Raw genomic sequence first — 26,052 nt, forward strand, 5'->3', positions numbered from 1 at the left:
AAGCGACCATGGTCGACATCAACCAGATCCCGACCCGGCGTCCGTTCCACCGTCGCCGCAAGACCTGCCCGTTCTCCGGCGCCAATGCGCCGAAGATCGACTACAAGGACATCAAGCTCCTGCAGCGCTACATTTCCGAGCGTGGCAAGATCGTGCCGTCCCGCATCACGGCGGTCAGCCAGAAGAAGCAGCGCGAACTCGCCCGTGCGATCAAGCGCGCCCGCTTCCTGGGCCTGCTCCCCTACGTGGTGCAGTAACCAGACCGACAAGAGGCCCGGCGGCACCAGGCCGCCGGCCTTCCCATGCCGAGAGGCCCCGCATGAACGGCATGCGGACGCCACGCAAAACCCGGGTTGGGGACAAGTCCCCTAACTGCTTGAGACGAGCAGGACAGCGACAACGATGAAGCGACAGACCATTGCCCTTGGCGCCGGCGTTCTGGCCGGCCTTGCCGCAGCCGCCCTTTCGGCCGCGATGAGTGGCGGCATGGCCTTTCTGTTCATGCTCTCTCCCCTGCCCTTGATGCTGGCCGCGCTCGGTTTCGGCGCGATGTCCGGATTCGTGGCCGCGCTGACGGCTGTCGCCGCTGTCGCCGCGGTCGCCGGCATGCTGGGCGCCGTGGTCGCTGCCGCGATCATCGTCATCCCCTCCATGCTGGCGGCGCAACTGGCCGGCCTTGCGCGCCCTGCCGAGGAAGTGGGCGGACCGGCCGGCAAGCTGGTCTGGTTTCCGCTCGCCGACATTCTTTTCTACGTTGCCGTCGCGGTGGCCGCCGGTTTCATCCTGACCGGCGCCGTCCACGGTTACGGCGATGCCTTCGTGGCAGAGCTTGCGGCAAGGCTGGTGGAAGCGATGCGCCAGGCGGACCCGCAAATGCAGCTGAGTGCGGAACAGCGCGACCAGATTGCGTCCATGCTGTCAACGCTCGTGCCTGCGCAGCTTCCCTGGGTATGGGTCTGCGTGCTGATGGCCAATTTCTACACGGCGATGGCGTTCGCGAAACGTGCCGGCCAATTGAGGCGGCCCGACGACATCTGGCCGCTCGCGCTCAGGATGCCGCGCACGGCGCTGCCGGTCTTTGCCGGGGCGATGCTGCTGACGCTGGTCTCCGGTGCGCCGGGACATATCGGGGCCGCGGTGTCCGGTGCCATGGCCGCCGGGTTCATGATGGCCGGTTTCGCCATGCTGCATGCCCGTTCGATGGGCAAGCCCTGGCGCCCTGCGGCACTCGGCGCCGCCTACCTGGCCGCATTGTTCTTCATTCCCGTCCTGTTCGTCTTCGCGCTGGCAGGACTGACCGACACCCGCAGGCCGGCCGGCATGTCCGATGCCGGCGGCCCGCCTCCCCTTCCCTGAACACCGAACGACAATCGAAAGGACAACACCGATGGACGTCATTCTGCTTGAACGCATCGCCAAGCTCGGCCACATGGGCGACACCGTGAAGGTCAAGGACGGCTACGCCCGCAACTACCTGCTGCCGAAAGGCAAGGCCCTGCGCGCCAACGCTGCCAACAAGGCCCGATTCGAGGCCGAGCGCGCGCAGCTCGAAGCCCGCAACAACGAGCGCAAGGCCGAGGCTGCCAAGATCGCCGAGGGCCTCGACGGCAAGACCTTCGTCGTGGTGCGCGCCGCCGGCGAAACCGGCCAGCTCTACGGCTCGGTCGCGGCCCGCGACGTGGCTGACATCCTTGGCGGCGAAGGTTTCCCGGTCGGCCGCAACATGGTCAACCTCAACCAGCCGATCAAGGCCATCGGCCTGTCGAGCGTCTCCATCGCCCTGCATCCGGAAGTGGAAGTGACGGTCACGCTGAACGTCGCCCGCTCCGCCGACGAGGCCGCGCGGCAGGCGCGTGGCGAGGATCTGACCTCCGCCGAGGCGATCTATGGCGAGGACATCAACGACGCCGCCCGCCCGGACGAGTTCTTCACCGGCGACGAGGAAGGCTACGAGGAAGGCGAGGCTGCGGCCGGGGAAGACGAGGACAACGCCTGATCCCGCCTTCAGGCCGGATGATTACGGCGCCCGGGCATCACGCCCGGGCGCTTTTCTTTTTGCCGCAGCCGCCGATAATGACAGTCCCGATTCGCAGCCGCCCGCCGTCAAGGCGCAAGTGCGGCCGGACGGGAATAGTTATCCCCAGCCTGTGAGTATCGTGGTGTATCGCAGACAGGCGGCGAATCCGGCGCGCGGCGCCTTGCGCATGGCAGGCTTCGCGTTAAACCCGATGACGGACAGACTGGCAGACAGGGTGGTGGACAGGTGATGGCCGAGGCGGCGCGCAAACTGGAAAGCAAGGACAGCGCACTCTACCGCGAGGCGCCGAACAACATCGAGGCGGAACAGGCGCTGCTGGGTGCGATCCTCGTCAACAACGACGCCTTCTACCGCGTGTCCGACTTCCTCAAGCCGGTCCATTTCTACGAGGCCCTGCACCGCAAGATCTTCGAGACGGCGGGCGAACTGATCCGCATGGGCAAGGCCGCCAATCCGGTCACGCTGAAGACCTTCCTGCCGGCCGAAGAACGGGTCGGCGACATGACGGTCGCGCATTACCTGGCCCGCCTTGCGGCCGAGGCCGTGACCATCATCAACGCCGAGGACTACGGCCGGGCGATCTACGACCTGGCGACCCGGCGCGCGCTGATCACCATTGGCGAGGACATGGTCAACATCGCCTTCGACGCCCCGGTGGACATGGCGCCGCAGGAACAGATCGAGGATGCCGAGCGCCGCCTGTTCGAACTGGCTGAGACCGGGCGCTACGACGGCGGCTTCCAGACCTTCACCGACGCGGTGCGCCTTGCCGTGGACATGGCCGGCGCGGCCTATCAGCGCGAAGGCCACCTGTCGGGCATTTCCACCGGCTTTCGCGACGTGGACCGGCGGCTTGGCGGCCTGCAGCCTTCCGACCTCGTCATCCTTGCCGGACGTCCGGCCATGGGCAAGACGTCGCTCGCCACCAACATCGCCTTCAACGTGGCGGCGGCCTATGAGCCGGCCGAGCAGGCCGACGGTTCGGTGAAGGCGGCGCGCGGCGGCGTGGTCGGCTTTTTCAGCCTGGAAATGTCGGCCGAGCAGCTTGCCACACGCATCATCTCCGAGCAGACCGAGATTTCCTCGTCCAAGATCCGGCGCGGCGAGATCACCGAGACCGATTTCGAGAAGCTGGTCGCCTGTTCGGAAATGCTGCAGCGGGTGCCGCTCTACATCGACCAGACGGGCGGCATCTCCATTGCCCAGCTCACCGCGCGGGCACGGCGCCTGAAGCGCCAGCGCGGCCTCGATCTCATCGTCATCGACTACGTCCAGCTGATGCAGGGCTCGTCATCGAAGTCGAACCAGAACCGCGTGCAGGAAATCACCGAGATCACCACCGGGCTGAAAGCCCTGGCCAAGGAACTGCACGTGCCGATCATCGCGCTGTCGCAGCTTTCGCGCCAGGTGGAATCGCGCGACGACAAGCGCCCGCAGCTTGCCGACCTGCGCGAATCGGGCTCCATCGAGCAGGACGCCGACGTGGTGCTGTTCGTCTACCGCGACGAATACTACCTGCAGAACCGCGAGCCGGAGGAAGGGACGCCCGAACACGCCACCTGGCTGGAGAAGTTCGAGCGCGTGAAGGGCAAGGCGGAAATGATCATCGCCAAGCAGCGCCACGGCCCCACCGGCACTGTCGAACTCGCGTTCGAGGGCCAGTTCACCCGCTTTTCGGACCTCGCCGAAGAGGACCGCCTGCCGGAGCGGTTCGAGTGAGCCTGAAATCGTCCGATCCGCGCATCGCCACGGCACGGCTGACCATCGACCTGGATGCCCTGGCGGCCAATTACAGCCTGCTGCGCGAGCGCTCCGGCGGCGCCGAAACTGCCGCGGTTGTCAAGGCGGACGCCTACGGAACCGGACTGGAGGAAGCGGCCGGCGCCCTTTCGCGGGCGGGCTGCGAGACCTTCTTCGTGGCCGTGCCGGAGGAAGCGGTGCGCCTCAAGCGCGTGTTGCCGGGCGCGCAGGTCTTCGTGCTTTCGGGCATCTTCGACATGGAGAGCGCCGCCGTGCTTGCCGAGGCCGGGGCGGTGCCGGTGCTCAATTCGCTGGACCAGATCGAGACCTGGTCCGCCTACTGGAAGGCGCACGGGTCGCGCCGGCCCTGCGCGATCCATGTCGATACGGGCATGAACCGGCTGGGCCTGTCGGAGGCGCAAGCGCTGGCCTTTGCCGAACGCAATGCGCGGGACCACACCGTGACGCCGATCCTGCTGGTGAGCCACCTGGCTTGTGCCGACACGCCGGAGCATCCGCTCAACCGGATGCAACTGGAATCGTTTCAACGGGTTCGCACCGCTTTCGGAGACATTGAATCAAGCCTTGCCAATTCGGCCGGCGTCTTCCTCGGTCCCGACTTCCGGTTCGACCTGACCCGCCCCGGCATCGCGCTCTATGGCGGCGAGGCCGTCACCGGCATGGACAATCCCGTGCGCCCGGTGGCGAAGGCGGAAGCGCGTATCCTGCAGATCAGGCGCGTCAAGGCAGGCGAAAGCGTCTCCTATGGTGCCTCGCAAACCGTTGCACGCGACAGCCTCGTCGCCGTTTGCGGCGCGGGCTATGCCGATGGCTGGCACCGCGCGGGATCGGGCGGCGGCGTTCCGCTGCGCGATACCGTGACGCATGGGTTTGCCGGCGCGCTCAACGGCCGGCGTGTGCCCGCCATCGGACGGGTCACGATGGACCTGACCATGTTCGACGTCACCGATGTGCCAGATACGGACCTGGCGCAGGCCGAATGGATCGAGCTTTTCGGCGAAACGGTGACACTGGACGATGCGGCACGCGCGGCCGGCACGATCGGATACGAGTTGCTCACAAGCCTCGGATCCCGGTATCACCGCCGCCATGTCGGGGGCTGACGGGTTGCCCGCATTGACGCGCTCTGCCTGATCTGACAAAAGAACACAACAAGAACATTCGGGACAGGCATGGCCAGGATCAAAACGCAATTCGTCTGCACCGCCTGCGGCACGGTGCATCCGCGCTGGAGCGGCAAGTGCGACGGGTGCGGCGAGTGGAACACGCTGGTCGAGGAAGGCAGCCAGGGCGGCGGCGTGGGCGGCGGGCCGCAGGCGCTGCGCTCGGTGCGCAAGGGCAAGCCGGTCGCGCTCACCACGCTGTCAGGCGAGATCGAGGATGCGCCGCGCATCGCCACCGGCATTGCGGAACTGGACCGTGTGACCGGCGGCGGCTTCGTGCGCGGTTCGGCCCTGCTCGTCGGCGGCGATCCGGGCATCGGCAAGTCCACGCTTCTCATGCAGGCGGCAGCGGCGCTTGCCAGGCGCGGCAACCGCGTCATCTATGTCTCGGGCGAGGAAGCGGTGGCGCAGGTGCGCCTGCGTGCCCAAAGGCTGGGTGCGGCGGATTCCTCGGTCGAACTGGCAGCCGAAACCAATGTCGAGGACATCCTGGCGACGCTGGAGCAAGGCCCGCGTCCCGATTTCGTGATCCTCGATTCGGTGCAGACCTTGTGGACGGACCTGGCCGAATCGGCACCCGGGACAGTGACGCAGGTGCGCGCCTCGGCGCAGGCGATGATCCGCTATGCCAAGTCAACCGGCGCGGCCATCGTGCTCGTCGGCCATGTCACCAAGGAAGGCCAGATCGCCGGGCCGCGGGTCGTCGAGCACATGGTCGACGGCGTGCTCTACTTCGAGGGAGAAGGCGGGCACCAGCACCGCATCCTGCGCACGGTGAAGAACCGTTTCGGGGCTACCGACGAGATCGGCGTCTTCTCCATGGGAGACCGCGGCCTCTCGGAAGTGGCCAACCCTTCGGAACTCTTCCTGGGAGAACGGTCTGCCAGCGCGCCGGGCGCGGCAGTCTTCGCGGGCATCGAGGGAACCCGGCCGGTTCTGGTGGAGATCCAGGCGCTTGTCGCGCCCTCGCCGCTCGGCACGCCGCGCCGCGCCGTGGTGGGATGGGATTCGCCGCGCCTTTCCATGGTGCTCGCCGTGCTGGAAGCCCATTGCGGCGTGCGCTTCTCGCAGCACGACGTCTATCTCAATGTGGCCGGCGGATACCGCATTTCGGAACCGGCGGCGGACCTTGCCGTCGCGGCTGCGCTTGTTTCATCGCTTGCCGGTATTGCCCTTCCCGCCAATAGCGTCTATTTCGGCGAAATCAGTCTGTCCGGGGCAGTCAGACCGGTCGGCCATGCCGCTCACCGGCTCAAGGAAGCCGAAAAGCTGGGATTTGGCCAGGCGGTCATGCCATCGGGGGGCGAGGAAGCCGGAGCGCCCGCGCAGATGGGCAGTTTCCAGCCGAAAACGCTCCTGGACCTGGTCACGCGGATCGCCGGCGATACGCGGCAGGACCGGCAGGCGTGAAGACACCGAGGCGCGGGCGCGCCGGCACAAGGGTTTTGAAGGCACATGCCCATCACCATTCTCGACGGCGTCCTCATCGCGTTCACGCTCGTCTCCGCCATCCTGGCCATGGTTCGCGGCTTCTCCCGCGAGATCCTATCCATCGCATCGTGGGTGGCGGCGGGCGCATCCGCCTATTTCTTCTATCCGTTCGTCACGCCCTTCCTGCGGCCCTATATCAGCAATGAGAAGATCGCCATGGCCGGCGCGGCCGCGATCGTGTTCTTCATCGCGCTGATCATCGTGACGATCATCACCATGAAGATCGCCGACTTCATCATCGACAGCCGTGTCGGGCCGCTGGACCGGACGCTGGGCTTTGTCTATGGCGCGGCGCGGGGTATTCTCGTGGTCGCCGTCGGCCTGCTGTTCTTCAACTGGCTGGTCGCGAACAATCAGCCGGCTTGGGTTGTCAACGCCAAGTCGCGGCCGATGCTCGAGGCAGTTGGCGCCAAGCTGCAGGCCTTGCTGCCCGACGATCCGGAGAATTCGATCTTCAACCGGATCGCGCCGGGATCCGGAAGCGAGGAGAACGACGCGGCCGCCGAAGGTCAGGACAACACCTGACCGCAGCGCAGGAGTGCGCGGACGGGCGCTTTTGACAGCCATGCCGGAACCGGATTCCGGCCTATTTGACGTTTACCGTTGGCAGAAAGGCCGCAGACCATGGCAGACGCGGATCGTTGCTTCCATACTGACGACACACCGGACAACGAGGCGGACGCGTTCCGCGACGAGTGCGGTGTGTTCGGCATTTTCGGCCGGCAGGATGCCGCGGCCATCGTGACGCTCGGCCTGCACGCGCTCCAGCATCGCGGGCAGGAAGCGGCCGGCATCGTTTCCTTCGACGGGTCGCAGTTCCACGTCGAGCGCCATATCGGCCTGGTCGGCGACACCTTCACCAAGCAGGCCGTGATCGACCGCTTGCGCGGGCACCGCGCCATCGGGCACGTGCGCTATTCCACGACGGGCGGTGCAGGGCTGCGCAATGTCCAGCCGCTGTTCGCGGAACTGGCGGATGGCGGTTTTGCCGTCGCCCATAACGGCAACATCACCAATGCGATGACCGTGCAAAGGCAGTTGCAGAAGCAGGGCGCGATCTTCTCCTCGACATCGGACACCGAAACGATCCTGCATCTTGTCGCCTTCAGCCAGGAGAAGGGTTTCAACAACCGCTTCATCGACGCCGTGCGGCGCCTCGAAGGCGCTTTCGCGCTGGTCGCCCTGTCCAACAAGAAAATGGTCGGCTGCCGCGATCCGCTGGGCATCCGGCCGCTGGTCCTTGGCGATCTCGACGGCGCCTACATCCTTGCCTCCGAAACCTGCGCGCTGGACATCATCGGCGCGCGCTACGTGCGCGACCTCAAGCCGGGCGAGATGGTGGTCGTGACCGAAAAGGGCATCGAGAGCCATTTTCCCTTCGAGAGCGCAGGTTCGCGCTTCTGCATCTTCGAATACGTCTATTTCGCGCGGCCCGATTCCTCGGTCGAGGGGCGCAATGTCTATGGCGTGCGCAAGCAGATCGGCATGGAACTGGCGCGGGAGAACCCGGTGGATGCCGACCTCGTGGTGCCGGTTCCCGATTCGGGCGTCCCGGCGGCCATCGGCTACGCGCAGGAGGCCGGCCTGCCCTTCGAGCTTGGCATCATCCGCAACCACTATGTCGGGCGCACCTTCATCCAGCCGTCCGATTCGATCCGCCACATGGGCGTGAAACTGAAGCACAATCCCAACCGGCGCATGATCGAGGGCAAGCGCGTCGTCCTCGTCGACGATTCCATCGTGCGCGGCACGACGAGCCAGAAGATCGTGCAGATGGTGCGCGATGCCGGCGCGAAGGAAGTGCACATGCGCATCGCATCGCCGCCGACACAGGCCTCCTGCTTCTATGGCGTCGATACGCCGGAGACGGCCAAGCTGCTCGCCTCGCGCATGTCGATCCATGAAATGGCCGATTTCATCCGCGTCGATTCGCTGGGTTTCCTGTCCATCGACGGGCTTTACCGGGCTGTCGGCGAGGCGCAGCGCAACGGCGAGGCGCCGCAGTTCTGCGATGCCTGCTTCACCACCGACTACCCCACCCGCCTGACCGACCATGAAGGCGCGGACAATGTGCGCCAGCTTTCCATCCTGGCGGCCAACAACTGAACGGAAGACCATGAACGACCTCCCCGACCTTTCCGGCCGGCTGGCCCTTGTCACCGGCGCATCGCGCGGCATCGGCTATTTCCTGGCAAAGCACTTCGCCGCGGCCGGCGCCCATGTCGTCGCCGTCGCGCGCACGCAGGGCGGGCTTGAGGAACTGGACGACGAGATCAAGGCGGGCGGCGGTGCCGCTACGCTTGTGCCGCTCGACGTGACGGATTATCCGGGCATCGACAGACTGGGCGCGGCGATCTTCGAGCGCTGGGGCAAGCTCGACATCATGGCGGCCAATGCGGGCGTGCTGGGCACGATCTCGCCGATCGGCCATGTGGAACCCAAGGTCTTCGACAAGGTCATGGCGGTCAACGTGACGGCGACCTGGCGGCTGATCCGCTCCATGGACCCGCTGCTGCGCCTTTCGGATGCAGGGCGCGCCATCATCATGTCCTCGGGATCGGCGCATAGCTGCAAGGCCTTCTGGGGCCCCTATGCGGCATCAAAGGCGGCGGTGGAGGCTCTGGCGCGGTCGTGGGCGCACGAGACGCAGAACATGAAATTGCGCGTCAACAGCGTCAATCCCGGCGCCACCCGTACCGCCATGCGCGCCCAGGCGGTGCCCGGGGAAGATCCCCAGACTCTGCCGACGCCGGATACCGTGGCGCGCGCAATCGCCGCGCTCGCCGATCCGGAACTGACGGTAACGGGCAAGCTGTTCGACGTGCCGGAAAACCGCTTCCTGGACTACAACCGGCCCGCCTGACCAGGCCTCCCGCATCCGGGCCGATTGACCCCGGCAAATCCTGCGTTACCCTCCGGCAGATCAGGGGAGCACGCCCGGTCAGCGACAGCGTGCTTCCGGAGGAGGAAAGCGCATGGCCATGGCCGGGTCGATCCTAGCCCTCGTGGCGGCCGCCTATCTGGCGGCCGTGCTTGCCCAGTGGCTTGGCGGGCGCAACACGCTGGCGCAGGCGTTCTGGCTGGTGCCCTTCAAGCTGGCCTGGCGCCTCGATGACACCGCACTCCGCGCAGCGGCACAGGAACCCGCGCCGGTCGTCTATGCCGTTCTCCACCAGTCGCGCATCGACCCGGCGATCATGCTGGCGGCGCTGCCCGCCGACACGCTACATATCCTCGACGCCGGCAGCGCCCGGGCCGGATGGATGGAGCCCTACCGGGCACTGGCCCGCACCATCACCTTCAAGGCCGAGCATGTGTTCGTCTCGCGGCGGCTGGTCCGCCACCTCAAGGGGCGCGGGCGTCTCGCCGTCTACCTGCCGCACGCGGTGGAACCGGACCGCAAGACGTTGCGGCTCTACCGCGCGGTGGCGCGGATCGCCATGAAGGCGGAAGCCCGCATCGTTCCGGTCATCATCGATGGCGCCCGCCACCTGCCGTTCTCGCTGGTGCCGGAAGCCGAGGCGCCGCGCCACCGGCTGCAACCGCTGAAGATCCACACGCTCCCGGCGATGACCGTCGCCCAGATGATGGCGCGCGGCGGGCCTGGAACCACGACGGCGACCAACGCCTTTTTCGACCGGATGGCCGATGTCCGGTTCGTCGCCAATGCGGCAAGCCGGACCACGCTCTATCCGGCCATGGTGGCCGCCGTCCGCCGGTTTGGCGCGCGGGAAAACGCGGTCTCCGATCCGCTGACCGGTTCGCTGAGCCGCAAGCGGGTCATGATCGGCGCACGAATCCTGGCCCGGCGGTTCGCACGCCTGGGCAAGCCGGGCTGGCCGCTCGGCCTCATGCTGCCCAATGCCAATGGCGTGGCGGTGGCCTTCTTCGCGGTGCAGGGCACGGGACGGCCGGCGGCGATGATCAACTACACCGCCGGTCCCGCAAACGTGGCCTCGGCCATCCGTGCCGCCCGGATCGGCGACATCGTCACCTCGCGTGCCTTCATCGAGAAGGCCGGTCTCGATCACATCATGGAAGCCATTCACAAGACCGGGGCGGCGGTGCACTGGCTGGAGGACATCCGCGACAGCATCTCCATCTTCGAAAAGGCGCAGGGTGCGCTGATGTGGGCAAATCCGCCGGTGACGCCCGCGCCGGACGATCCGGCCGTCATCCTGTTCACCTCCGGCTCGGAAGGCACGCCCAAGGGCGTGGTCCTGTCCCACCGCAACATCCTGGCCAACGTGGCGCAGATCGCCGCGCGCATCGACTTTTCCCCCGCGGACCGGCTGTTCAACGTCCTGCCCGTCTTCCATTCCTTCGGCCTGACCGGCGGCACCATCCTTCCCATGCTTTCCGGGGTTGACCTGTACCTTTACCCCTCACCGCTGCATTACAAGATCATTCCGCACACCGTGGCCAAGGTCCGGCCCACGATCATGTTCGGCACCGACACCTTCCTCAACGGCTATGCCCGGATGGCGCGTGATACGGACTTCGCCTCGCTGCGCATGGTGGTCGCCGGTGCGGAAGCGGTAAAGCCGGAAACCGAACGGGTCTGGCGCGAACGGTTCGGCGCGCAGGTGCTGGAGGGTTTCGGCATGACCGAGGCGTCCCCCGTCGTGGCGGTCAATTCCCATACCCATGGCCGCCTTTCCACCGTCGGTCGGCTGCTTCCGGGCATCCAGACGCGGCTCGAACCGGTGGAGGGAATCGCGGAGGGCGGACGCCTCTGGCTGAAAGGGCCGAACGTGATGCTCGGCTACCTGACCGCCGACCACCCCGGCGAATTGCGCCCGCTTGCCGATGGCTGGCACGACAGCGGCGACATCGTCTCCATCGACCGCGAAGGCTTCGTGGCGATCAAGGGCCGGGCGAAGCGGTTCGCCAAGATCGCAGGCGAGATGGTGTCGCTCGGCGCGGTGGAAATGCTGGTGCAGTCGCTCTGGCCGGAAGAGCGCCATGCCGCCGTTTCCGTACCGGACACGCGGCGCGGCGAACGCATCGTGCTCGTCACCACGGCGACGGAAGCCGATGCGGAAAAGCTGCGCGAATTCGGCCGCAAGGCAGGCGCAGCCGATCTCATGGTCCCGCATGACATCGTCAAGGTCGGCGACATACCGGTGCTCGGTTCCGGCAAGACCGATTATGCCGGCGCGCGCATGATCGCCCTGGAGCAACTCGGCATGGAGGGTAAGGATTCCGGCCCGCGTGACGCGGCCTGACGCTCAGCCGCCATTGCCGGCGTCGGTAGGCCCGCCCTGCTCCCGCTGCTCGCGGCGGCGATAGGCCATGGCAGAGAACGGCAAGGCGGCCAGATAGCCGATCGCCAGCAGGATCAGCACCTCGAAAGTGAAGGCCGCCAGCAGCATGATGGCGAGCGCGACCGCCAGGATGAGCGGGATGACGGCAGTGCGCGGGATCTTCAGGCCAAGCGCCTTGCCCGACCAGACCGGCAGGCGGGAGACCAGAAGGAAGGCAATGCCCACCGTGTAGACCGAGAAGACATAGGCCGACGGCATGCCCGGCTCGAAACCGGCAAGGCCGAGATAGACCGGCAGCAGCACGAGCAGCGCACCGGCCGGCGCCGGAACGCCGACGAAATACTCGCCCTGCCAGGCTGCGCGGCCGGGATTTTCCGACATGACATTGAAACGGGCGAGCCTGAGGGCGGCGGCGATGGCGTAGACCAGGGCCGCGATCCAGCCCACCTGCGGCGCAAGGTTCAGGAAATAGAGCCAGATGACGAGCGCGGGCACGACGCCGAAATTGACGATGTCGGCCAACGAATCCATCTGCACGCCGAACTTGGAGGTGGCCTTGAGCATGCGCGCGACACGGCCGTCGATGCCATCCAGGAAGGCTGCCAGCAGGACCAGGATGACCGAGCGCTGGAACTCGCCCTCGATGGCGAAGCGCACGCCGGTAAGTCCGGCACAGATGGCGAGCGTCGTGATCAGGTTCGGCCAGACCAGGCGCAGCGGGATCTCGCGCAGGCGCGGGCCGCGACGGTCCGCGCCATTGTCGCCGTCCGGCTCGCCATTGGGATCGAAAGGCGGAAAGGCATCCATGGGCACGTCAATCGGTCCGGGTCGCCGGCGCGGGCCGCGCGGCATTGAACTCGGCCAGAACGGTCTCGCCCGCCACCGCCACCTGACCCAGCGCGACGCGCAGGGTGTAGCCTTCGGGCAGGTAGACATCGAGCCGGCTGCCGAAGCGGATGAGGCCGAAGCGCTCGCCGGCGCGGATGTCCTCGCCCTCGCCGGACCAGCACAGGATGCGGCGCGCCACGAGGCCTGCCACCTGTACGGTGGCGATCCGGCCATGCGGGCCGTCGATGACGAGCCCGTTGCGCTCGTTCAGTTCGCTGGCCTTGTCTAGTTCGGCATTCAGGAACTTGCCGGCGCGATGGCGCACCGTGGTGATGCGCCCGCGCACCGGCGCGCGGTTCACATGCACGGAAAAGACATTCATGAACACCGAGACGCGCAGGCGCGGCTGGTCGCCGAGGCCCAGTTCCGGTGGCGGCACCGTCTCGCCGATGGCAGACACCACGCCGTCGGCCGCGGACAGGACCAGGTCGTCGTCCTGCGGCACGACGCGGTCGGGATCGCGGAAGAAATAGGCGCACCAGCCGGTCAGCGCCAGTCCGATCCAGAACAGCGGATCCCAGATGAAGCCAAGGATGAGCGCGGCCACGAAGAAGGCGGCGATGAAGGGCCAGCCCTCGCGGCGGACGGGGACGAAGGTCCTGGAAATGGTGTCGGCAAGACTCATGTGTTTTTCTTGTCTCTTGCGGAAAGATCGGTCGCCCAAGCCATACACGATGGGCGGGCGGCGGGGCAAACGCGAATGTGGGAAAGGTAAACGCCCGGCGCAAGGCGGGCGAAGCCGATGCCACGCCCGCTTCCCTGGTCATCTTCCTCCACATGGGGAGACGCGAGAAAGCGAAAGTCCCTGCCCTCAGACCCCGGCCGGCCTGACGCGCACGACGACGCCCATGTCGTCCTCCTCGCGGGCGCGGCGCAGGCGCTCCTCGGCTTCCGTGGCCTCGCGCTGGCGGTCCCACATGTCCGCATAAAGGCCCTTCCTCGCCAGCAGTTCGCGATGCGTGCCCTGTTCGGCGATCAGCCCGTCGCGCAGCACGATGATCGAATCGGCGGAAATGACGGTCGAAAGGCGGTGCGCGATCACCAGCGTGGTGCGCCCGCGCGACACCAGATCGAGCGCGGACTGGATTTCCTGCTCGGTATGGGTGTCGAGCGCCGAGGTGGCCTCGTCGAGGATGAGGATGGGCGGGGCTTTCAGGATGGTGCGGGCAATCGCCACGCGCTGCTTCTCGCCGCCCGACAGCTTCAGTCCCCGCTCGCCGACCATGGCCTTGTAGCCCTCCGGCAGTTTCTCGATGAAGCCGGAGATCTGGGCCAGTTCGGCGGCGCGGCGCACTTCCTCCTCGCTGGCATCCGGGCGGCCATACCTGATGTTGTAGGCAATCGTGTCGTTGAACAGCACGGTGTCCTGGGGCACCATGCCGATGGCGGCGCGCAGGCTCTCCTGCGTCACGTCGCGCACGTCCTGGCCGTCAATGGTAATGGCGCCCGACTTCACGTCGTAGAAGCGGAACAGCAGCCGGGAAATGGTGGATTTGCCGGCGCCAGACGGGCCGACAATGGCCACGGTCTTGCCCGCCGGCACCTCGAACGAAATGCCTTTCAGGATGTCGCGCTCGCGATCATAGGCGAAATGCACGTCCTCGAAACGGATCGTGCCGGCATCGACGGCCAGCGGGGCCGCGCCGGCCTTGTCCACAACCTCGGCCCTGACATCCAGCAGATCGAACATCTGCTCGATATCGGTCAGGCCCTGCCTGATCTCGCGATAGATGAAGCCGATGAAATTGAGCGGGATGGCAAGCTGGATCAGCATGGCGTTGATGAAGACGAAATCGCCCAGCGTCTGCGTGCCGGCCTGCACTTCCATCGCCGACATGACCATGGCCACGGCCATGCCGATGCCGAAGATCACGCCCTGGCCGAAGTTCAGCCAGCCGAGCGATGTCCAGGTCTGGGTCGCCGCCTTCTCGTAGCGCGCCATGGAGCGGTCGAACCGGCTCGCCTCCATGGCCTCGTTGTTGAAATATTTCACGGTCTCGTAGTTCAGCAGCGAGTCGATGGCCTTGGTGTTGGCGTCGGTGTCGGAATCGTTCATTTCACGGCGGATCTGGATGCGCCAGTCGGACGCCTTCACCGTGAACCAAGTGTAGAGCCAGACGGTCGCCGCGACCACCGCAACATATTCCCAGCCATAGGCGACGGCAAAGATCACGGCGGTGAGGCCGAATTCGAGCACCGTCGGCGCGGTGTTTAGAATGGTGAAACGGACGATGGTCTCGATGCCCTTGGTGCCGCGCTCGATGATGCGCGACAGGCCGCCGGTGCGCCGCTCCAGGTGAAAGCGCAGCGACAGCCTGTGCATGTGCACGAAAGTCCGGTGCGCAAGCTGGCGAACCGCATGCTGGCTGACGCGGGCAAACAGCGCGTCGCGCAACTGGTTGAAGCCCTGCTGGCCGATGCGCGCGATGTTGTAGGCAACCACAAGGGCGACGGGCGCCAGCAGGAAGGCCGGCAGGCCGCCGGGCAGGTTTTCCTGTCCGTTCAAGGCATCGGTGGCCCATTTGAAGAAATAGGGCACGAGGATGAGGACCAGCTTGGCGACGACGAGAAACAGGGCCGCCCAGAGCACACGCATCTTCAGGTCGGGACGTCCGGCCGGCCACATGTAGGGCCAGAGATTGCGGATGGTCTGGAATGTGGAGCCGGAATCGGCGGAAACGGTCTTGGCCAAGACGGATCTTTCTGTTCAGGAATCGGGTGCGCCGGCGCAGCAGCCGGCGAGCAGGATAACGAAGTCCTCGCGAAGCCCGGTCAGGGCCGCGCGGTTCAGCGAATAGCGGGAACGCTGGGCATCCGGTTCGTAGGTGACGAAACCGGCTTCCACCAGCACCCTGAGATGTTGCGAGACGGTGGACTGGGCAAGCCCGGTCGTCTCCACCACGTCCTTGCAGCAGCAGGCATCGGCACAGGCAAGGCGCCTGAGGATACGCAGGCGCGCCGGATTGGCCAGCGCGGAGAGACGGCGTGCCATGGCGGCATCGTCCTCACCTTGCGGGCATGCGGCATTCGGGACCGGGATGCGTATCGCCTTGTCCATCGTCTATCGCCGATATACGATGAAGATGCGAATTGCAAGGGGGGCCTGCCCGGCACCGGCCCGGACGAGATTTCCCGTTGCCTGACCTACTTGCCGCCGGAGTCTTCGGCGCCGTCTTCGGGCGGCGTTTCCACCGTGCTCATGTCGGCGGCTTCGCCTTCCGGCGTCTCGCCGGGAACACGGAAGACCTGTCCCGGCCAGATGCGGTCGGGATCGGCGATCTGTTCCTGGTTGGCCAGATAGATGGTGGAATAGCGCACGCCGCGTCCGTAGACCCGGCGCGAGATCTGCCACAGCGTGTCGCCGCGGCGGATGATGACCGAGCCCTGCGTGGCCTCAAGCGCCGGTGCGGTGGCTGTCATGGCTTGCGAAGCGCTGACCTGGCCGGAGTCCTGCTGCCCGCCTCCGGCATTGGCAAGCTGCCCGCCGGGTTGACCTTCCGATCCGGCCGCGCCTGCGGCCTGGCCCGTCGCCGGCGTTTGCGTGGCCGCTGCACCGGCCGCTGCGCCATCGCCGCCCTGCGCGGGCCCGGCAGGCGTTGCGCCCCCGGCGCTGTCCGGCGATGCCGTCTGCTGGCGCGGTTCGGTTTCCCGGGGCGCAGCCGGCGCGACAGCGGCAATGGCCTCGCCCTCGGAACGCTGGAAGGGAACGGCGGCGCGGGCGATCACGTCGGCATTGTTGGCGGCCAGCAGGTCGGCGCGCACGATATAGTCGCCAACGGGCAGGTCGCGGGTCGCCTCGACAAGGAAACGCCCGCCATCGGTGACCGGCGCATCGCCCAGAAGGATGTCATTGGCATAGACGCGTACACGCTCGCCGCCCGAGGCCGCTCCGGCAACGAAGATCCGGCGCCCCTCGATCTCGACAGCCTCGACGAGCACGGAGGGCTTGCCGGCAGCACTGGCGGGGGCTGAAACGGGCGGGGTTTGCGCTGGCTCCGCAGCCGCATCGCCGCCATCCGTTCCCGGCGTGGCGGTTTCCCGTCCGGCAGCAGGATCGGCCATGGCGGTCTCGACGCCCGCTTCAGGCTGCTCCACGCCTGAGGGCTCACCGGCCGCGACGGCCGGAGCGGTCTCCTGACCTGACGGAGCAGCCACATCCTCGTTTGCCTCATCCGCCTTACCGGCGGCGGCGGTAGCGGCCCCGGCATCGCCAGCCGGCGCGGTCTCAGCGCCTTCACTGGCCTCACCGGAAGCAGCGGGAACGCCACCGGAGGACCCGGATTCCGGCGCGGCGGCAGCCTCACCGGCCGGCGCTCCATCCGTTTGCCCTGTGCCTTCGGCGGCGGGCGCGGCATTGTCCTGCGGCGCGGGTGCTCCGCCCTGCCCCGTGGCCGGTGCGCCGGCAGGTGTTCCGGAAGGTGTGTCGGCAGGCGCGGGCGTGGTGATGAGGCGGCTCGGCTTGCCCGGTTCCTCGACAAGGGCCAGCACCTGGCCATCGGCGGTCTCGGGCACGGCGACAATGGCCGTTTCCAGCGACGTGGCCGCGCGGCCGTCGGTCTCGGTGGCGCGCAGGACAAGCTGGTAGTCGCCGGGTTTCAGCGGTTCATCGAGTACGATGGCGAAGTCGCCCGAAAGGGTCGCCTTCGTCTCGCCGAGCTTGCGGGTACCGGAGATCAGTTCGACACCGGCTTCCGCGCCGGCCGAACCCGCCACCACGAGCGAGCCGTCCGGTTCCACCCGGACGATGCCGAAGGAAGGCGTGACGACCTGCGGCGCTGCCGCCATATCCCGGGCTGGCTGTTGCGCGGCGCTTTCCGGTGCCGCCGCCGGCGCCGTGGTGCCCGGCGCCTGCGAGGATGAGGCATCGCCCGTTCCGGCTTCGGGCGTTGCTGGTGCCGCCTCCGTCTGCCGGCCGGCGACCGCCGCCGGTTCGCCACCGCCTGGCTGCCCGGGCTGGCTGAAGGGGCTGTATCCGGCCATATACGCAATGGCAGCGGCAAGAACCACCGCCACCGCCACGCCTGCCCACTGAATGACCTTGACCGGAATCATGTCCGCAACACCCTTGTCATCATCTGTCGCGCCCTTTTAGACCCAATCGGCCGAGGTCTCAAGAAACCCGGGGGTTGGCGCCTTCCGCACTCTTGACCCCATGCCCCGCCAAGGACAAAACAAGGCCATGACCACGATCTCTTCCATTTGCGTTTATTGCGGTTCTTCCGACGGAGCCAGAGAAATTTACCGCGAGGCGGGCTTCCAGCTTGGCCAGGCCATCGCGGAAGCGGGCCTGAGGCTCGTCTATGGCGGCGGCACGCGCGGCATCATGGGCGCCGTCGCCGAAGGCGCCATCGCCCATGGCGGCAAGGTGACAGGCATCATCCCGCGCTTCCTGATGCGCAAGGAAGCGCCGGAAGCCGCCGGCGAAAACCTCGACGAACTGGTCGTCACGGAGACCATGCACGAGCGCAAGCATGCCCTGTTCCAGCGGTCCGGTGCCTTCGTCGCCATGCCCGGCGGCATCGGAACCGTCGAGGAAATCGTCGAGATGATGACCTGGGCGCAACTGGGCCATCACACCAAGCCGATGGTTTTCGGCAATATCGGCGGCTATTGGGGCCCGATGTTGGAGATGATGGACCACATGATGAGCGAAGGCTTCATCCACACGGCGAACCGGGTGAAGCCGCTCGTGATCGACGAGGTGGGCGCCATCGTTCCGGCCATCCTCAAGGCGGCCGGGGAAGCGGAGAAACCGGCCGGCGAACCGGCCGTCATCGAACGCATGTGAGCCAGGACGGCCGCCGCGGCGGCCTTCAGGTCCAGCCAGAACCGGGAGCCGACTGATGACCGACACGACAAGGCCGGCGCTGGAAGTGCGCAATGCGCGCAAGGGCGACATCGACGGCATCATCGCGCTGTGCCGCCGGGTCTATCCGCACGAGACCGCCTATACGCCGGGCATGATCCGCGGCCACATCAACGCCTTTGCCGAAGGCCAGTTCGTGGCGCTCTACGAGGGCGTCGTGGTCGGCTATGCGGCGTCGCTCATCCTGCGCGAGTCGCGGGTGATGCGTCCGCACAGCTGGACGGAAGTGACGGGCGGCGGCTATGCCAGCCAGCATTTCGCCGGCGGCGACTGGCTCTATGGCATCGAGGTGATGGTGCATCCCGACTACCGGCGCCTGCGCATCGGCAAGCGGCTCTACCAGGCGCGCGAACGGCTGGCCACCGAACTGGGGCTCAAGGGCATCGCCTTTGGCGGGCGCATCCCGGGCTTTGCGCGCCGGCGCAAGCATTATCCCGATCCGCAGGCCTATGTGGAAGCGGTGATGGCAGGCGACATCCGCGACAGCGTGATGAGCTTCCAGATGCGCGCCGGCTTCGAGCCGGTCATGGCGCTGGCCAACTACAATGGCGACGACAAGCCGTCGGGCGGCCACGCGGTGCTGATGGTCTGGCGCAATCCCTATCTGCATGCCTCCATCGAGAACCAGCCGGTGACACGGGCCAATCCGGAAGTGGTGCGCGTGGCCACGGTGCAGATGCAGGCGCGCACCCTGTCGGTCACGGACGAATTCTACAAGGCGGTGGACTATTTCGTCACCGTGGCGTCGGATTACGGTGCGGATTTCGTCGTCTTCCCGGAATATTTCTCGCTGCAACTGCTCTCGGTGGAAGAGGAGGAACTGGCGCCCGAACCGGCGATCCGGCGCGCCGCCGAACATACCGAAACACTGGTGGAACGGATGCGCCAGATGGCCATCCAGCGGGCGATCAACATCATCGGCGGCTCGCATCCGGTGTGCGGCGCCGACGGGGAAATCCGCAATGTCTGCCATGTCTTCCTGCGCGACGGGTCCGTGCATGTGCGCGACAAGATCCACCCCACCCCGGACGAGCGCGAGGCCTGGAACGTGCAGGGCGGCGACGGCGTGGATGTGATCGAGACCGATTGCGGACCGGTGGGCGTGATGATCTGCTACGACTCGGAATTCCCGGAGATCGCAAGGCGCCTGACCGACCAGGGCGCGCGCATCCTGTTCGTGCCCTTCAACACCGATACCCGCCACGGCTACCTGCGGGTGCGCTATTGCTGCCAGGCCCGCGCCATCGAAAACCAGAGCTATGTCGTGACGTCGGGCATGGTGGGCAACCTGGACAATGTCTCCAATCTCGACATCCAGTATGCCCAGTCGGCCGTCTTCACGCCCTGCGACTTCCCCTTCGCGCGCGACGGCATCGCGGCGGAGGCGAGCGAGAACGTGGAGATGATCACCGTGGCGGACCTCAATCTCGCCACCGTGCAATGGGCACGCGCCCAGGGCTCGGTGCGCAACCTGCGCGACCGCCGCTTCGACCTCTACCGCACGCGCTGGTCCGACGGCGGCTGACAGGGCCGCCCTCGCCCCTGTCCGTTCAGGTCTTCTGGCCCGGCTCCACGTCGGGAAGCCGCGCACGGGCGCGCCGCGCGTCGGAGGCCATGGACCAGCTGTAGACCACCAGCGCTGCCCAGATGAAGCCGAAGGCAATGAGCCGGGTGACGTCGAAGGGCTCGCGAAAGACAAAGACCGCGATGACGAAGATCATCGACGGCGCGATGTACTGCATGATGCCGATGGTCGACAGGCGCAGGAGCTTGGCGCCATTGGCATAGGAAATGAGCGGCACGGCGGTGACGAGGCCCGTGCCCGCCAGCAGGGCCATGCCGGCCCAGCCGCCGGCGGCGAAATGGTTTTCGCCGATGGCTGTCAGGTAAAGCAGATAGCCGAGCGCGAAGGGCGAGAGGATCAGCACTTCCAGCAGGAAGCCCTGGTTCGGCCCGATCGGTAGGGTCTTGCGGAAAAAGGCGTAGAAGCCCCAGGAGACGCACAGCGCCAGCGAGACCCATGGAAGCCCGCCCGCCTCGACGGTCAGGATGGCGACGGCGATCACGGCCAGCGCGATGGCCGTCCACTGGGCGCGGCTCAGCTTCTCCTTCAGGAGCGTGGCTGCAAGCAGCACCGAGAACAGCGGATTGATGTAGTAGCCGAGCGCCGTTTCCACGGTGCGTCCATTACCCACCGCCCAGACATAGATGCCCCAGTTGAAGGAGACGATGGCCGCGGTCAGCATGGCCATGCGGATCATGGCCCAGGAATTCAGCGCCGTCTTCAGGTCCGCCGTGCGGCGCAGCACGACGAGCACGAGTCCGGCCACGGGAACCGACCACAGGATGCGGTGAACCACGACTTCAGCCGCCGGCACATCGGACAGCGCCTTCATGTAGAAGGGCAGCAGGCCCCACATGAGATAGGCTGCCAGCGCGAACAGGAAGCCTTGCAGCGTGTCCCGGTTTTCCGCCTGCGGCGCGGTCTCGTCAGCCATGGATGACCCTCCAGGGCCGCTCCATCGCACAGGCCGGGCGATGCGACCAGCAAGAAAAGCTGATGGGTGAAGTGAAGCGCGTTGATGCGGCGCGGCGGGGCGAGAACGCGGCCGGCGGCCTACTCCGCCGCCATCAGCCCTGCCAGTTCGCGGTTCTTCATCAGCTTGTAGACGATGGAATCCATCAGTGCCTGGAAAGAGGCGTCGATGATGTTGTCGGAAACGCCGACGGTCCACCAGCGCGCGTCGGTCGCGTCGGTCGATTCGATCAGCACGCGGGTGATGGCCTCGGTGCCGCCATTGAGGATACGCACCTTGTAGTCGGCCAGTTCGAGGTCGCCGATCTCGTCCTGGAAGCGGCCGAGATCCTTGCGCAGCGCAATGTCGAGCGCGTTGACCGGACCGTGGCCTTCCGCCACCGACATCTTCTCCTCGCCATCCACCTCGACGCGGACGATGGCCTCCGACACTGTCTTCAACTGGCCGTTGGCGTCGAAGCGGCGCTCGACCATGCAGCGGAAGCTTTCCACCTTGAAGAAATGCGGCACCTCGCCCAGCGTGCGCCGCGCCAGCAGTTCGAAAGACGCGTCCGCTCCCTCGTAGGAATAGCCCTGGGCCTCGCGCTCCTTGACCAGCGAGATCAGCGTGTCGAGGCGCGGGTCGTCCTTGGCCACGGCGATGCCACGGCGCTTCAACTCGTTGATGAAATTCGATTTTCCGCCCTGGTCGGAAACCATGACCTTGCGCGTGTTGCCCACCGTTTCCGGCGGCACGTGCTCATAGGTCTGCGGCTCCTTCAAAAGCGCGGAAGCGTGGATGCCGGCCTTGGTGGCGAAGGCCGACGCGCCGACATAGGGCAATTGCGGGTCCGGCGCGCGGTTCAGCAATTCATCGAAGCTGCGCGACAGGCGCGTGATGCCGGCAAGCGCTTCCGCCGTCACGCCGGTCTCGAAGCGGTCCGCATAGGCGGGTTTCAGCATCAGCGTGGGAATGATGGCAATGAGGTTCGCATTGCCGCAGCGCTCGCCGATGCCGTTCAGCGTGCCCTGCACCTGGCGGCAGCCGGCCTCGATGGCGGCCAGCGAATTGGCCACCGCCTGGCCGGTGTCGTCATGGGCGTGGATGCCGAGACGCTCGCCCGGCACGCCGGCGGCGATCACCGCCCGCACGATTTCGCCGATCTCGGCCGGCAGCGTGCCGCCATTGGTGTCGCACAGCACGATCCAGCGCGCGCCCGCGTCACAAGCGGTTTTCGCGCAGGCCAGCGCATAGTCCGGATTGGCCTTGTAGCCGTCGAAGAAATGCTCGCAATCGACCATGGCCTCCTTGCCGGCGGCGATGGTCGCCTCGACGGAGGCGGCGATGCATTCCAGGTTTTCCGCGTTGGTACAGCCGAGCGCCACGCGCACGTGGTAGTCCCAGCTCTTGGCCACGAAGCAGACGGCATCGGACGCCGACTGGACGAGGGCTGCCAGGCCCGGATCGTTCGAGGCGGAGACGCCGGCGCGCTTGGTCATGCCGAAGGCGACGAATTTCGCGGACCGGGTTCGCTTCTTCGCGAAGAAGGCCGTGTCGGTGGGGTTGGCGCCGGGATAGCCGCCTTCGACGTAGTCGATACCGAATTCGTCGAGCATCTTCGCGATGGCGATCTTGTCCTCGACCGAGAAATCGACGCCCGGTGTCTGCTGCCCGTCGCGCAATGTCGTGTCGAAAAGATGGATGCGTTCTCTTGTCATGCTGCCTGCCCCCTCACCCGAATACGCCCGCATACCACAGAACGGCCGCCGTGATCACCACCACGAGAATGCCCTTGGCGACGAGGCCGTAGAGAAGCCACTTCGGCAGGGCGGTGGCCTTTTTCTGCTCATCTGTCGGCATGGGGAGGCCACTCCTTGGTGTCATGGTCGGGATGCTGGAGGTTCGTGAGCGTGTCGAGAAACGGCGCGGCCCCGATATCGTCCAGGGTGGCGCGTTGCGGCAAGTCCGGCACGGCGTCGCACCAGGGCCGCTTGCCCTCCACGCCATAAGCGATGGTGGGCGCAACGGCGTCGGGATCGTCGAAGGCGATGACGGTCAGCGCCAGTCCGTCCGGCGCATCATAGGCAAGCGGCGTGCCGCAGGCGGCGCAGAAGCCGCGCCTGGCGGCGGAAGACGACCGGAACCAGGCCGGTGCCCCGCGGGTCCATTCGACCGGCTTTTCGCCCGGCCCGACCAGGGCAAGAAACGGCGCGGCCGAAGCCTTCTGGCACATGCGGCAATGACAGACTGACGAGGTACCGGGGTTTCCGGTGACGCGGAAGCGCACCGCGCCGCACTGGCAACCGCCGGAAAGGGATCGTGTCATGGATGCTTGCCCTTTCGAAGCCGTGGCGGACGGGTGCCGTCCCTCCCCCTCGAGTGGGAGGGATTGGCGCGCCTCGCCCTCACCGTTTCACTTCCCATGTGGTGACGCGTTCGCCCGTCTCCGGGTCCTTTCCGTCCTTCAACTGGATGCCCTCGGCCAGCAGTTCGTCGCGGATGCGGTCGGCCTCGGCCCAGTTCTTCTCGCGGATGAAGGCAAGGCGCGTCTCGACGATGGCCGCGATCTCGCTGTCAGCAAGCTCAATGGATTTTCTTCGCGCTGCCTTGATCTCAAATATATCGAAGCCCAACAATTTGAGCGAGGCAAAATACTGAGCGTGTTCTTCATCACCTGCCCAACCGCCCTTCAGAATGGAAGACAGTTCTGATATTGCTGCACTTACGTTCAAGTCATCGCACAAGCTGGCCAAGAATCTCGCGTCGGGAGCGCTTTCGACCGGCTCCGACGTGGCAATACCGAGCCAGAGATTTAGAATATTTTCCGCCTCCTCCAGCCGCCGCACGGAGAAGTCGATCGGCTCCTTGTAGTGCGTCATCAGCATGGCCAGGCGCAGCACCTCGCCGGGCCATTTGCGCCCGCCGAATTTCTCCGTCTCCAGAAGCTCGTGGATGGTGACGAAATTGCCTTCCGACTTCGACATCTTGCGCCCCTCCACCTGGAGGAAGCCGTTGTGCATCCAGTATTTCGCCATCACGTTGGTGCCATGGGCGCAGCGCGACTGGGCGATCTCGTTTTCATGATGCGGGAAGATGAGGTCCAGCCCGCCGCCATGGATGTCGAAGGTCTCGCCGAGAAACGCCTTGGACATGACCGAGCATTCGATATGCCAGCCTGGACGGCCATGGATGCGCACCGGCTTGCCCTCGAAGGTGAAATCCCCGTCCCAGCCGGGTTCCGTGGCCGAGGATTCCTTCCACAGCACGAAGTCGGCGGGCGCGCGCTTGTGGTCCTTCACGTCGATGCGCGCGCCGGCCTGCTGGTCCTCCAGCCTGCGTTTGGACAATTGCCCGTAGTCGGCCATGGAGCCGGTCTCGAACAGCACTTCCCGGCCTTCCGGCCCCTCGGCCACATAGGCATGGCCGCGCCCGATCAGGTCCTGGATCATGGAGACCATGCCGGCGATATGCTCGGTGGCGCGCGGTTCCTCGGTCGGTGGCAGGCAGCCGAGCGCCGCCACATCCTTGTGATACTGCTCGTAGGTGCGCCCGGTGACCTGGCGGATGGCCTCGTTCAGCGTCATCCGGCCGGCGTCGATCTCCGCGCCGAAATCGCGCAGCGCGCGGGCGTTGATCTTGTCGTCCACGTCGGTGATGTTGCGCACATAGGTGACGTGCTGCGGCCCGTAGAGATGGCGCAGCAGGCGGAACAGCACGTCGAAGACGATGGCGGGGCGCGCATTGCCGATATGGGCGTAGTCGTAGACCGTGGGGCCGCAGACATACATGCGCACATTGGCCGGGTCGGCGGGAACGAAGTCCTCCTTCCGGCGCGTCAGCGTGTTGGTGATGCGAAGGCCGCGAAAGCCGTTGTCCGCCATGATCCTCTTTCCCCTTCGCGCACGGCACGATGCCGCCCGCCTGCTGGCCGGGGCGTTTGTCTCATGGGCTTGTCGTGAGGACGAAAACGGCCGGCCAGCGATGTGCTAGCTGATAATGATCCCGCAAATGCAGATGGCGCGAACGCGCAGAACCGTTTTCATGGCCGAGGGTTATCGCCAAGGGACACGGTCCGGTCAAGCCGGAAAATCGCTGCGGGCGTGGCGTTTGCGCAACAGTCGCGGCATGCCGCACCGCCCTTTTCCGATTTCTCCGAAACGCCGTGCTTTTGCCCCCGATTTGCCCAGATCGGCCACCACATGACGAAACGTAACGCCATTGACACCAACGGAGACAAGACATGTCCGGCAAACAAGCCGCCGACCGCCCGAAACCCGCCGACAAGCTGCTCATGCATTACGGCGCGATCGGACCGGCAGCCATTCGCGCGGCGCTGCAGGCGGGTGCCAGGAAGCCCGCGGCATCCGAAAAGCGTTAATCCCGGTTAACCGGTCCATTAACCACCTGTTTCATTCCGGCGCGCATGATGGAGCCAGTCCAGCGAAATGCAGGTGACGCCATGAAACAGACAAGCACCAAGAACGCCACGGCGAAAGCGCCGGCCCGACAGGCCCGATGGAACGATTCAGGCCTGTCGGAGCGCTATGGCAAGCTCGGACCCGCGGCCTTGTCCGCCGCCCTGATCTATGCAGGCAGGACCGGCGCTGCGAAGGGCGGCAAGCCGCGCCACTGACGGCGGCGGCCGAAACCACCAGGCAAGGGTGTTTTTCGTTGTTCCCGGCAGGCTCCGTGGTATCTTTTTCGATGGGGCGAACAGACTGCCGGAGGAACCGCGATGAAACGCCTTGCCATGGCTCTCGCCCTTGCCACCCTGCCCGCCACCGCCCAGGCCACGTCCGGGCCCGGCTGCCTTTACGTCGTCAACGTTGCCACTTGGGACGTGCTGAACATGCGGGCACGGCCTTCCGCCTCGGCGCGCATCGTCGACCGGTTGCGACCGCAGGCCCACGGCATCATTCACCTCGATGACACCTGCATTCCGCTTTCCCGGCCCTGGGGCAGCCGGTGGTGCCCCGTGACGCATTATGACGGCGACCGGGTGACGAAAGGCTGGGTCAAGGCGCGCTATGTGCGCGACAGCGATTGCCCGTAACTTCCCGTT

25 protein-coding genes are annotated in these 26,052 nt (G+C 66.3%); 15 read left to right on the forward strand and 10 right to left on the reverse strand.

The genetic code is table 11. The features are described 5' to 3' along the window. The first annotated feature begins 8 nt into the window (after positions 1 to 8). The 10 genes from rpsR to ACLB6G_RS07055 all read left to right on the forward strand — a co-directional run bounded on the left by rpsR (position 9) and on the right by ACLB6G_RS07055 (position 11,681). Positions 9 to 257, forward strand: coding sequence for a 30S ribosomal protein S18 (gene rpsR / locus ACLB6G_RS07010; RefSeq protein ID WP_371273580.1), 249 nt, complete (start codon positions 9 to 11; stop codon positions 255 to 257). A 145-nt stretch (positions 258 to 402) separates the two neighbouring features. Then, complete coding sequence (locus tag ACLB6G_RS07015) at positions 403 to 1,356, forward strand: DUF2232 domain-containing protein (protein ID WP_410355429.1); 954 nt, start codon at positions 403 to 405, stop codon at positions 1,354 to 1,356. Between the two features lie 31 nt (positions 1,357 to 1,387). Beyond that, positions 1,388 to 1,996: a 50S ribosomal protein L9 gene (rplI, locus tag ACLB6G_RS07020; RefSeq protein WP_410355430.1), complete on the forward strand. Its 609-nt coding sequence runs from the start codon at positions 1,388 to 1,390 to the stop codon at positions 1,994 to 1,996. A 270-nt stretch (positions 1,997 to 2,266) separates the two neighbouring features. Continuing rightward, a complete protein-coding gene (locus ACLB6G_RS07025) occupies positions 2,267 to 3,757 on the forward strand; it encodes a replicative DNA helicase (protein ID WP_410355431.1) in 1,491 nt (496 codons plus the stop codon). After that, positions 3,754 to 4,902 carry an alanine racemase gene (alr, locus tag ACLB6G_RS07030; protein WP_410355432.1) on the forward strand — a complete coding sequence of 383 codons (1,149 nt, stop codon included), beginning with the start codon at positions 3,754 to 3,756 and terminating at the stop codon, positions 4,900 to 4,902. The genes ACLB6G_RS07025 and alr overlap by 4 nt, the downstream gene beginning before the upstream one ends. Positions 4,903 to 4,971: 69 nt before the next feature. Further along, positions 4,972 to 6,372 carry a DNA repair protein RadA gene (radA, locus tag ACLB6G_RS07035; protein ID WP_410355433.1) on the forward strand — a complete coding sequence of 467 codons (1,401 nt, stop codon included), beginning with the start codon at positions 4,972 to 4,974 and terminating at the stop codon, positions 6,370 to 6,372. A 45-nt stretch (positions 6,373 to 6,417) separates the two neighbouring features. Further along, positions 6,418 to 6,978 carry a CvpA family protein gene (locus ACLB6G_RS07040; RefSeq protein WP_410355434.1) on the forward strand — a complete coding sequence of 187 codons (561 nt, stop codon included), beginning with the start codon at positions 6,418 to 6,420 and terminating at the stop codon, positions 6,976 to 6,978. Between the two features lie 99 nt (positions 6,979 to 7,077). After that, positions 7,078 to 8,559 carry an amidophosphoribosyltransferase gene (gene purF / locus ACLB6G_RS07045; RefSeq protein WP_410355435.1) on the forward strand — a complete coding sequence of 494 codons (1,482 nt, stop codon included), beginning with the start codon at positions 7,078 to 7,080 and terminating at the stop codon, positions 8,557 to 8,559. A 10-nt stretch (positions 8,560 to 8,569) separates the two neighbouring features. Beyond that, complete coding sequence (locus tag ACLB6G_RS07050; protein WP_410355436.1) at positions 8,570 to 9,316, forward strand: SDR family NAD(P)-dependent oxidoreductase; 747 nt, start codon at positions 8,570 to 8,572, stop codon at positions 9,314 to 9,316. Between the two features lie 112 nt (positions 9,317 to 9,428). Next, positions 9,429 to 11,681, forward strand: a complete 2,253-nt coding sequence (locus ACLB6G_RS07055) for an AMP-binding protein (protein ID WP_410355437.1) — start codon at positions 9,429 to 9,431, stop codon at positions 11,679 to 11,681. Between the two features lie 3 nt (positions 11,682 to 11,684). Here ACLB6G_RS07055 and pssA read toward each other — a convergent pair whose 3' ends face one another. The 5 genes from pssA to ACLB6G_RS07080 form a co-directional block, all read right to left on the reverse strand. After that, positions 11,685 to 12,527, reverse strand: coding sequence for a CDP-diacylglycerol--serine O-phosphatidyltransferase (pssA, locus tag ACLB6G_RS07060; protein ID WP_410355438.1), 843 nt, complete (start codon positions 12,525 to 12,527; stop codon positions 11,685 to 11,687). A gap of 7 nt (positions 12,528 to 12,534) precedes the next feature. Beyond that, positions 12,535 to 13,272: a phosphatidylserine decarboxylase gene (locus ACLB6G_RS07065; protein WP_410355439.1), complete on the reverse strand. Its 738-nt coding sequence runs from the start codon at positions 13,270 to 13,272 to the stop codon at positions 12,535 to 12,537. A gap of 147 nt (positions 13,273 to 13,419) precedes the next feature. Continuing rightward, entirely contained in the window at positions 13,420 to 15,300 is a 1,881-nt protein-coding gene (locus ACLB6G_RS07070) for an ABCB family ABC transporter ATP-binding protein/permease (RefSeq protein WP_410355440.1), read from the reverse strand. Positions 15,301 to 15,315: 15 nt separating this feature from the next. After that, on the reverse strand, positions 15,316 to 15,666 hold the full coding sequence (locus tag ACLB6G_RS07075; RefSeq protein ID WP_410355441.1) for an ArsR/SmtB family transcription factor: 351 nt from the start codon (positions 15,664 to 15,666) through the stop codon (positions 15,316 to 15,318). 86 nt (positions 15,667 to 15,752) lie between these two features. Continuing rightward, positions 15,753 to 17,660, reverse strand: coding sequence for a LysM peptidoglycan-binding domain-containing protein (locus ACLB6G_RS07080; protein WP_410355442.1), 1,908 nt, complete (start codon positions 17,658 to 17,660; stop codon positions 15,753 to 15,755). Between the two features lie 127 nt (positions 17,661 to 17,787). Here ACLB6G_RS07080 and ACLB6G_RS07085 point away from each other — a divergent pair, with 127 nt between their 5' ends. Continuing rightward, positions 17,788 to 18,396 carry an LOG family protein gene (locus tag ACLB6G_RS07085; protein WP_410355443.1) on the forward strand — a complete coding sequence of 203 codons (609 nt, stop codon included), beginning with the start codon at positions 17,788 to 17,790 and terminating at the stop codon, positions 18,394 to 18,396. 55 nt (positions 18,397 to 18,451) lie between these two features. Next, a complete protein-coding gene (locus ACLB6G_RS07090) occupies positions 18,452 to 19,999 on the forward strand; it encodes a GNAT family N-acetyltransferase (protein WP_410355444.1) in 1,548 nt (515 codons plus the stop codon). Positions 20,000 to 20,024: 25 nt separating this feature from the next. On the opposite strand, the gene rarD is transcribed toward ACLB6G_RS07090, so the two are convergent. The 5 genes from rarD to cysS all read right to left on the reverse strand — a co-directional run bounded on the left by rarD (position 20,025) and on the right by cysS (position 24,871). Further along, entirely contained in the window at positions 20,025 to 20,972 is a 948-nt protein-coding gene (gene rarD, locus ACLB6G_RS07095) for an EamA family transporter RarD (protein WP_410355445.1), read from the reverse strand. A 119-nt stretch (positions 20,973 to 21,091) separates the two neighbouring features. Continuing rightward, positions 21,092 to 22,708 (reverse strand): citramalate synthase, encoded by a 1,617-nt coding sequence (gene cimA / locus ACLB6G_RS07100; protein WP_410355446.1) that lies wholly within the window; start codon positions 22,706 to 22,708, stop codon positions 21,092 to 21,094. 13 nt (positions 22,709 to 22,721) lie between these two features. After that, positions 22,722 to 22,850: a hypothetical protein gene (locus tag ACLB6G_RS07105; RefSeq protein WP_410355447.1), complete on the reverse strand. Its 129-nt coding sequence runs from the start codon at positions 22,848 to 22,850 to the stop codon at positions 22,722 to 22,724. After that, positions 22,837 to 23,316, reverse strand: a complete 480-nt coding sequence (locus ACLB6G_RS07110) for a GFA family protein (protein WP_410355448.1) — start codon at positions 23,314 to 23,316, stop codon at positions 22,837 to 22,839. The genes ACLB6G_RS07105 and ACLB6G_RS07110 overlap by 14 nt, the downstream gene beginning before the upstream one ends. A 79-nt stretch (positions 23,317 to 23,395) precedes the next feature. Then, positions 23,396 to 24,871: a cysteine--tRNA ligase gene (gene cysS / locus ACLB6G_RS07115; RefSeq protein WP_410355449.1), complete on the reverse strand. Its 1,476-nt coding sequence runs from the start codon at positions 24,869 to 24,871 to the stop codon at positions 23,396 to 23,398. Between the two features lie 359 nt (positions 24,872 to 25,230). On the opposite strand from cysS, the gene ACLB6G_RS07120 reads away from it, so the two are divergent. The 3 genes from ACLB6G_RS07120 (at position 25,231) to ACLB6G_RS07130 (ending at position 26,043) form a co-directional block, all read left to right on the forward strand. Further along, positions 25,231 to 25,368: a hypothetical protein gene (locus tag ACLB6G_RS07120; protein ID WP_410355450.1), complete on the forward strand. Its 138-nt coding sequence runs from the start codon at positions 25,231 to 25,233 to the stop codon at positions 25,366 to 25,368. An 81-nt stretch (positions 25,369 to 25,449) separates the two neighbouring features. Beyond that, positions 25,450 to 25,623 carry a hypothetical protein gene (locus ACLB6G_RS07125; RefSeq protein ID WP_410355452.1) on the forward strand — a complete coding sequence of 58 codons (174 nt, stop codon included), beginning with the start codon at positions 25,450 to 25,452 and terminating at the stop codon, positions 25,621 to 25,623. A 102-nt stretch (positions 25,624 to 25,725) separates the two neighbouring features. Continuing rightward, a complete protein-coding gene (locus ACLB6G_RS07130) occupies positions 25,726 to 26,043 on the forward strand; it encodes an SH3 domain-containing protein (protein ID WP_410355453.1) in 318 nt (105 codons plus the stop codon). Positions 26,044 to 26,052: the final 9 nt, after the last annotated feature.

Origin of the sequence: Zhengella sedimenti, assembly GCF_046506625.1 — a bacterium.
Lineage (GTDB): Bacteria > Pseudomonadota > Alphaproteobacteria > Rhizobiales > Rhizobiaceae > Zhengella > Zhengella sedimenti.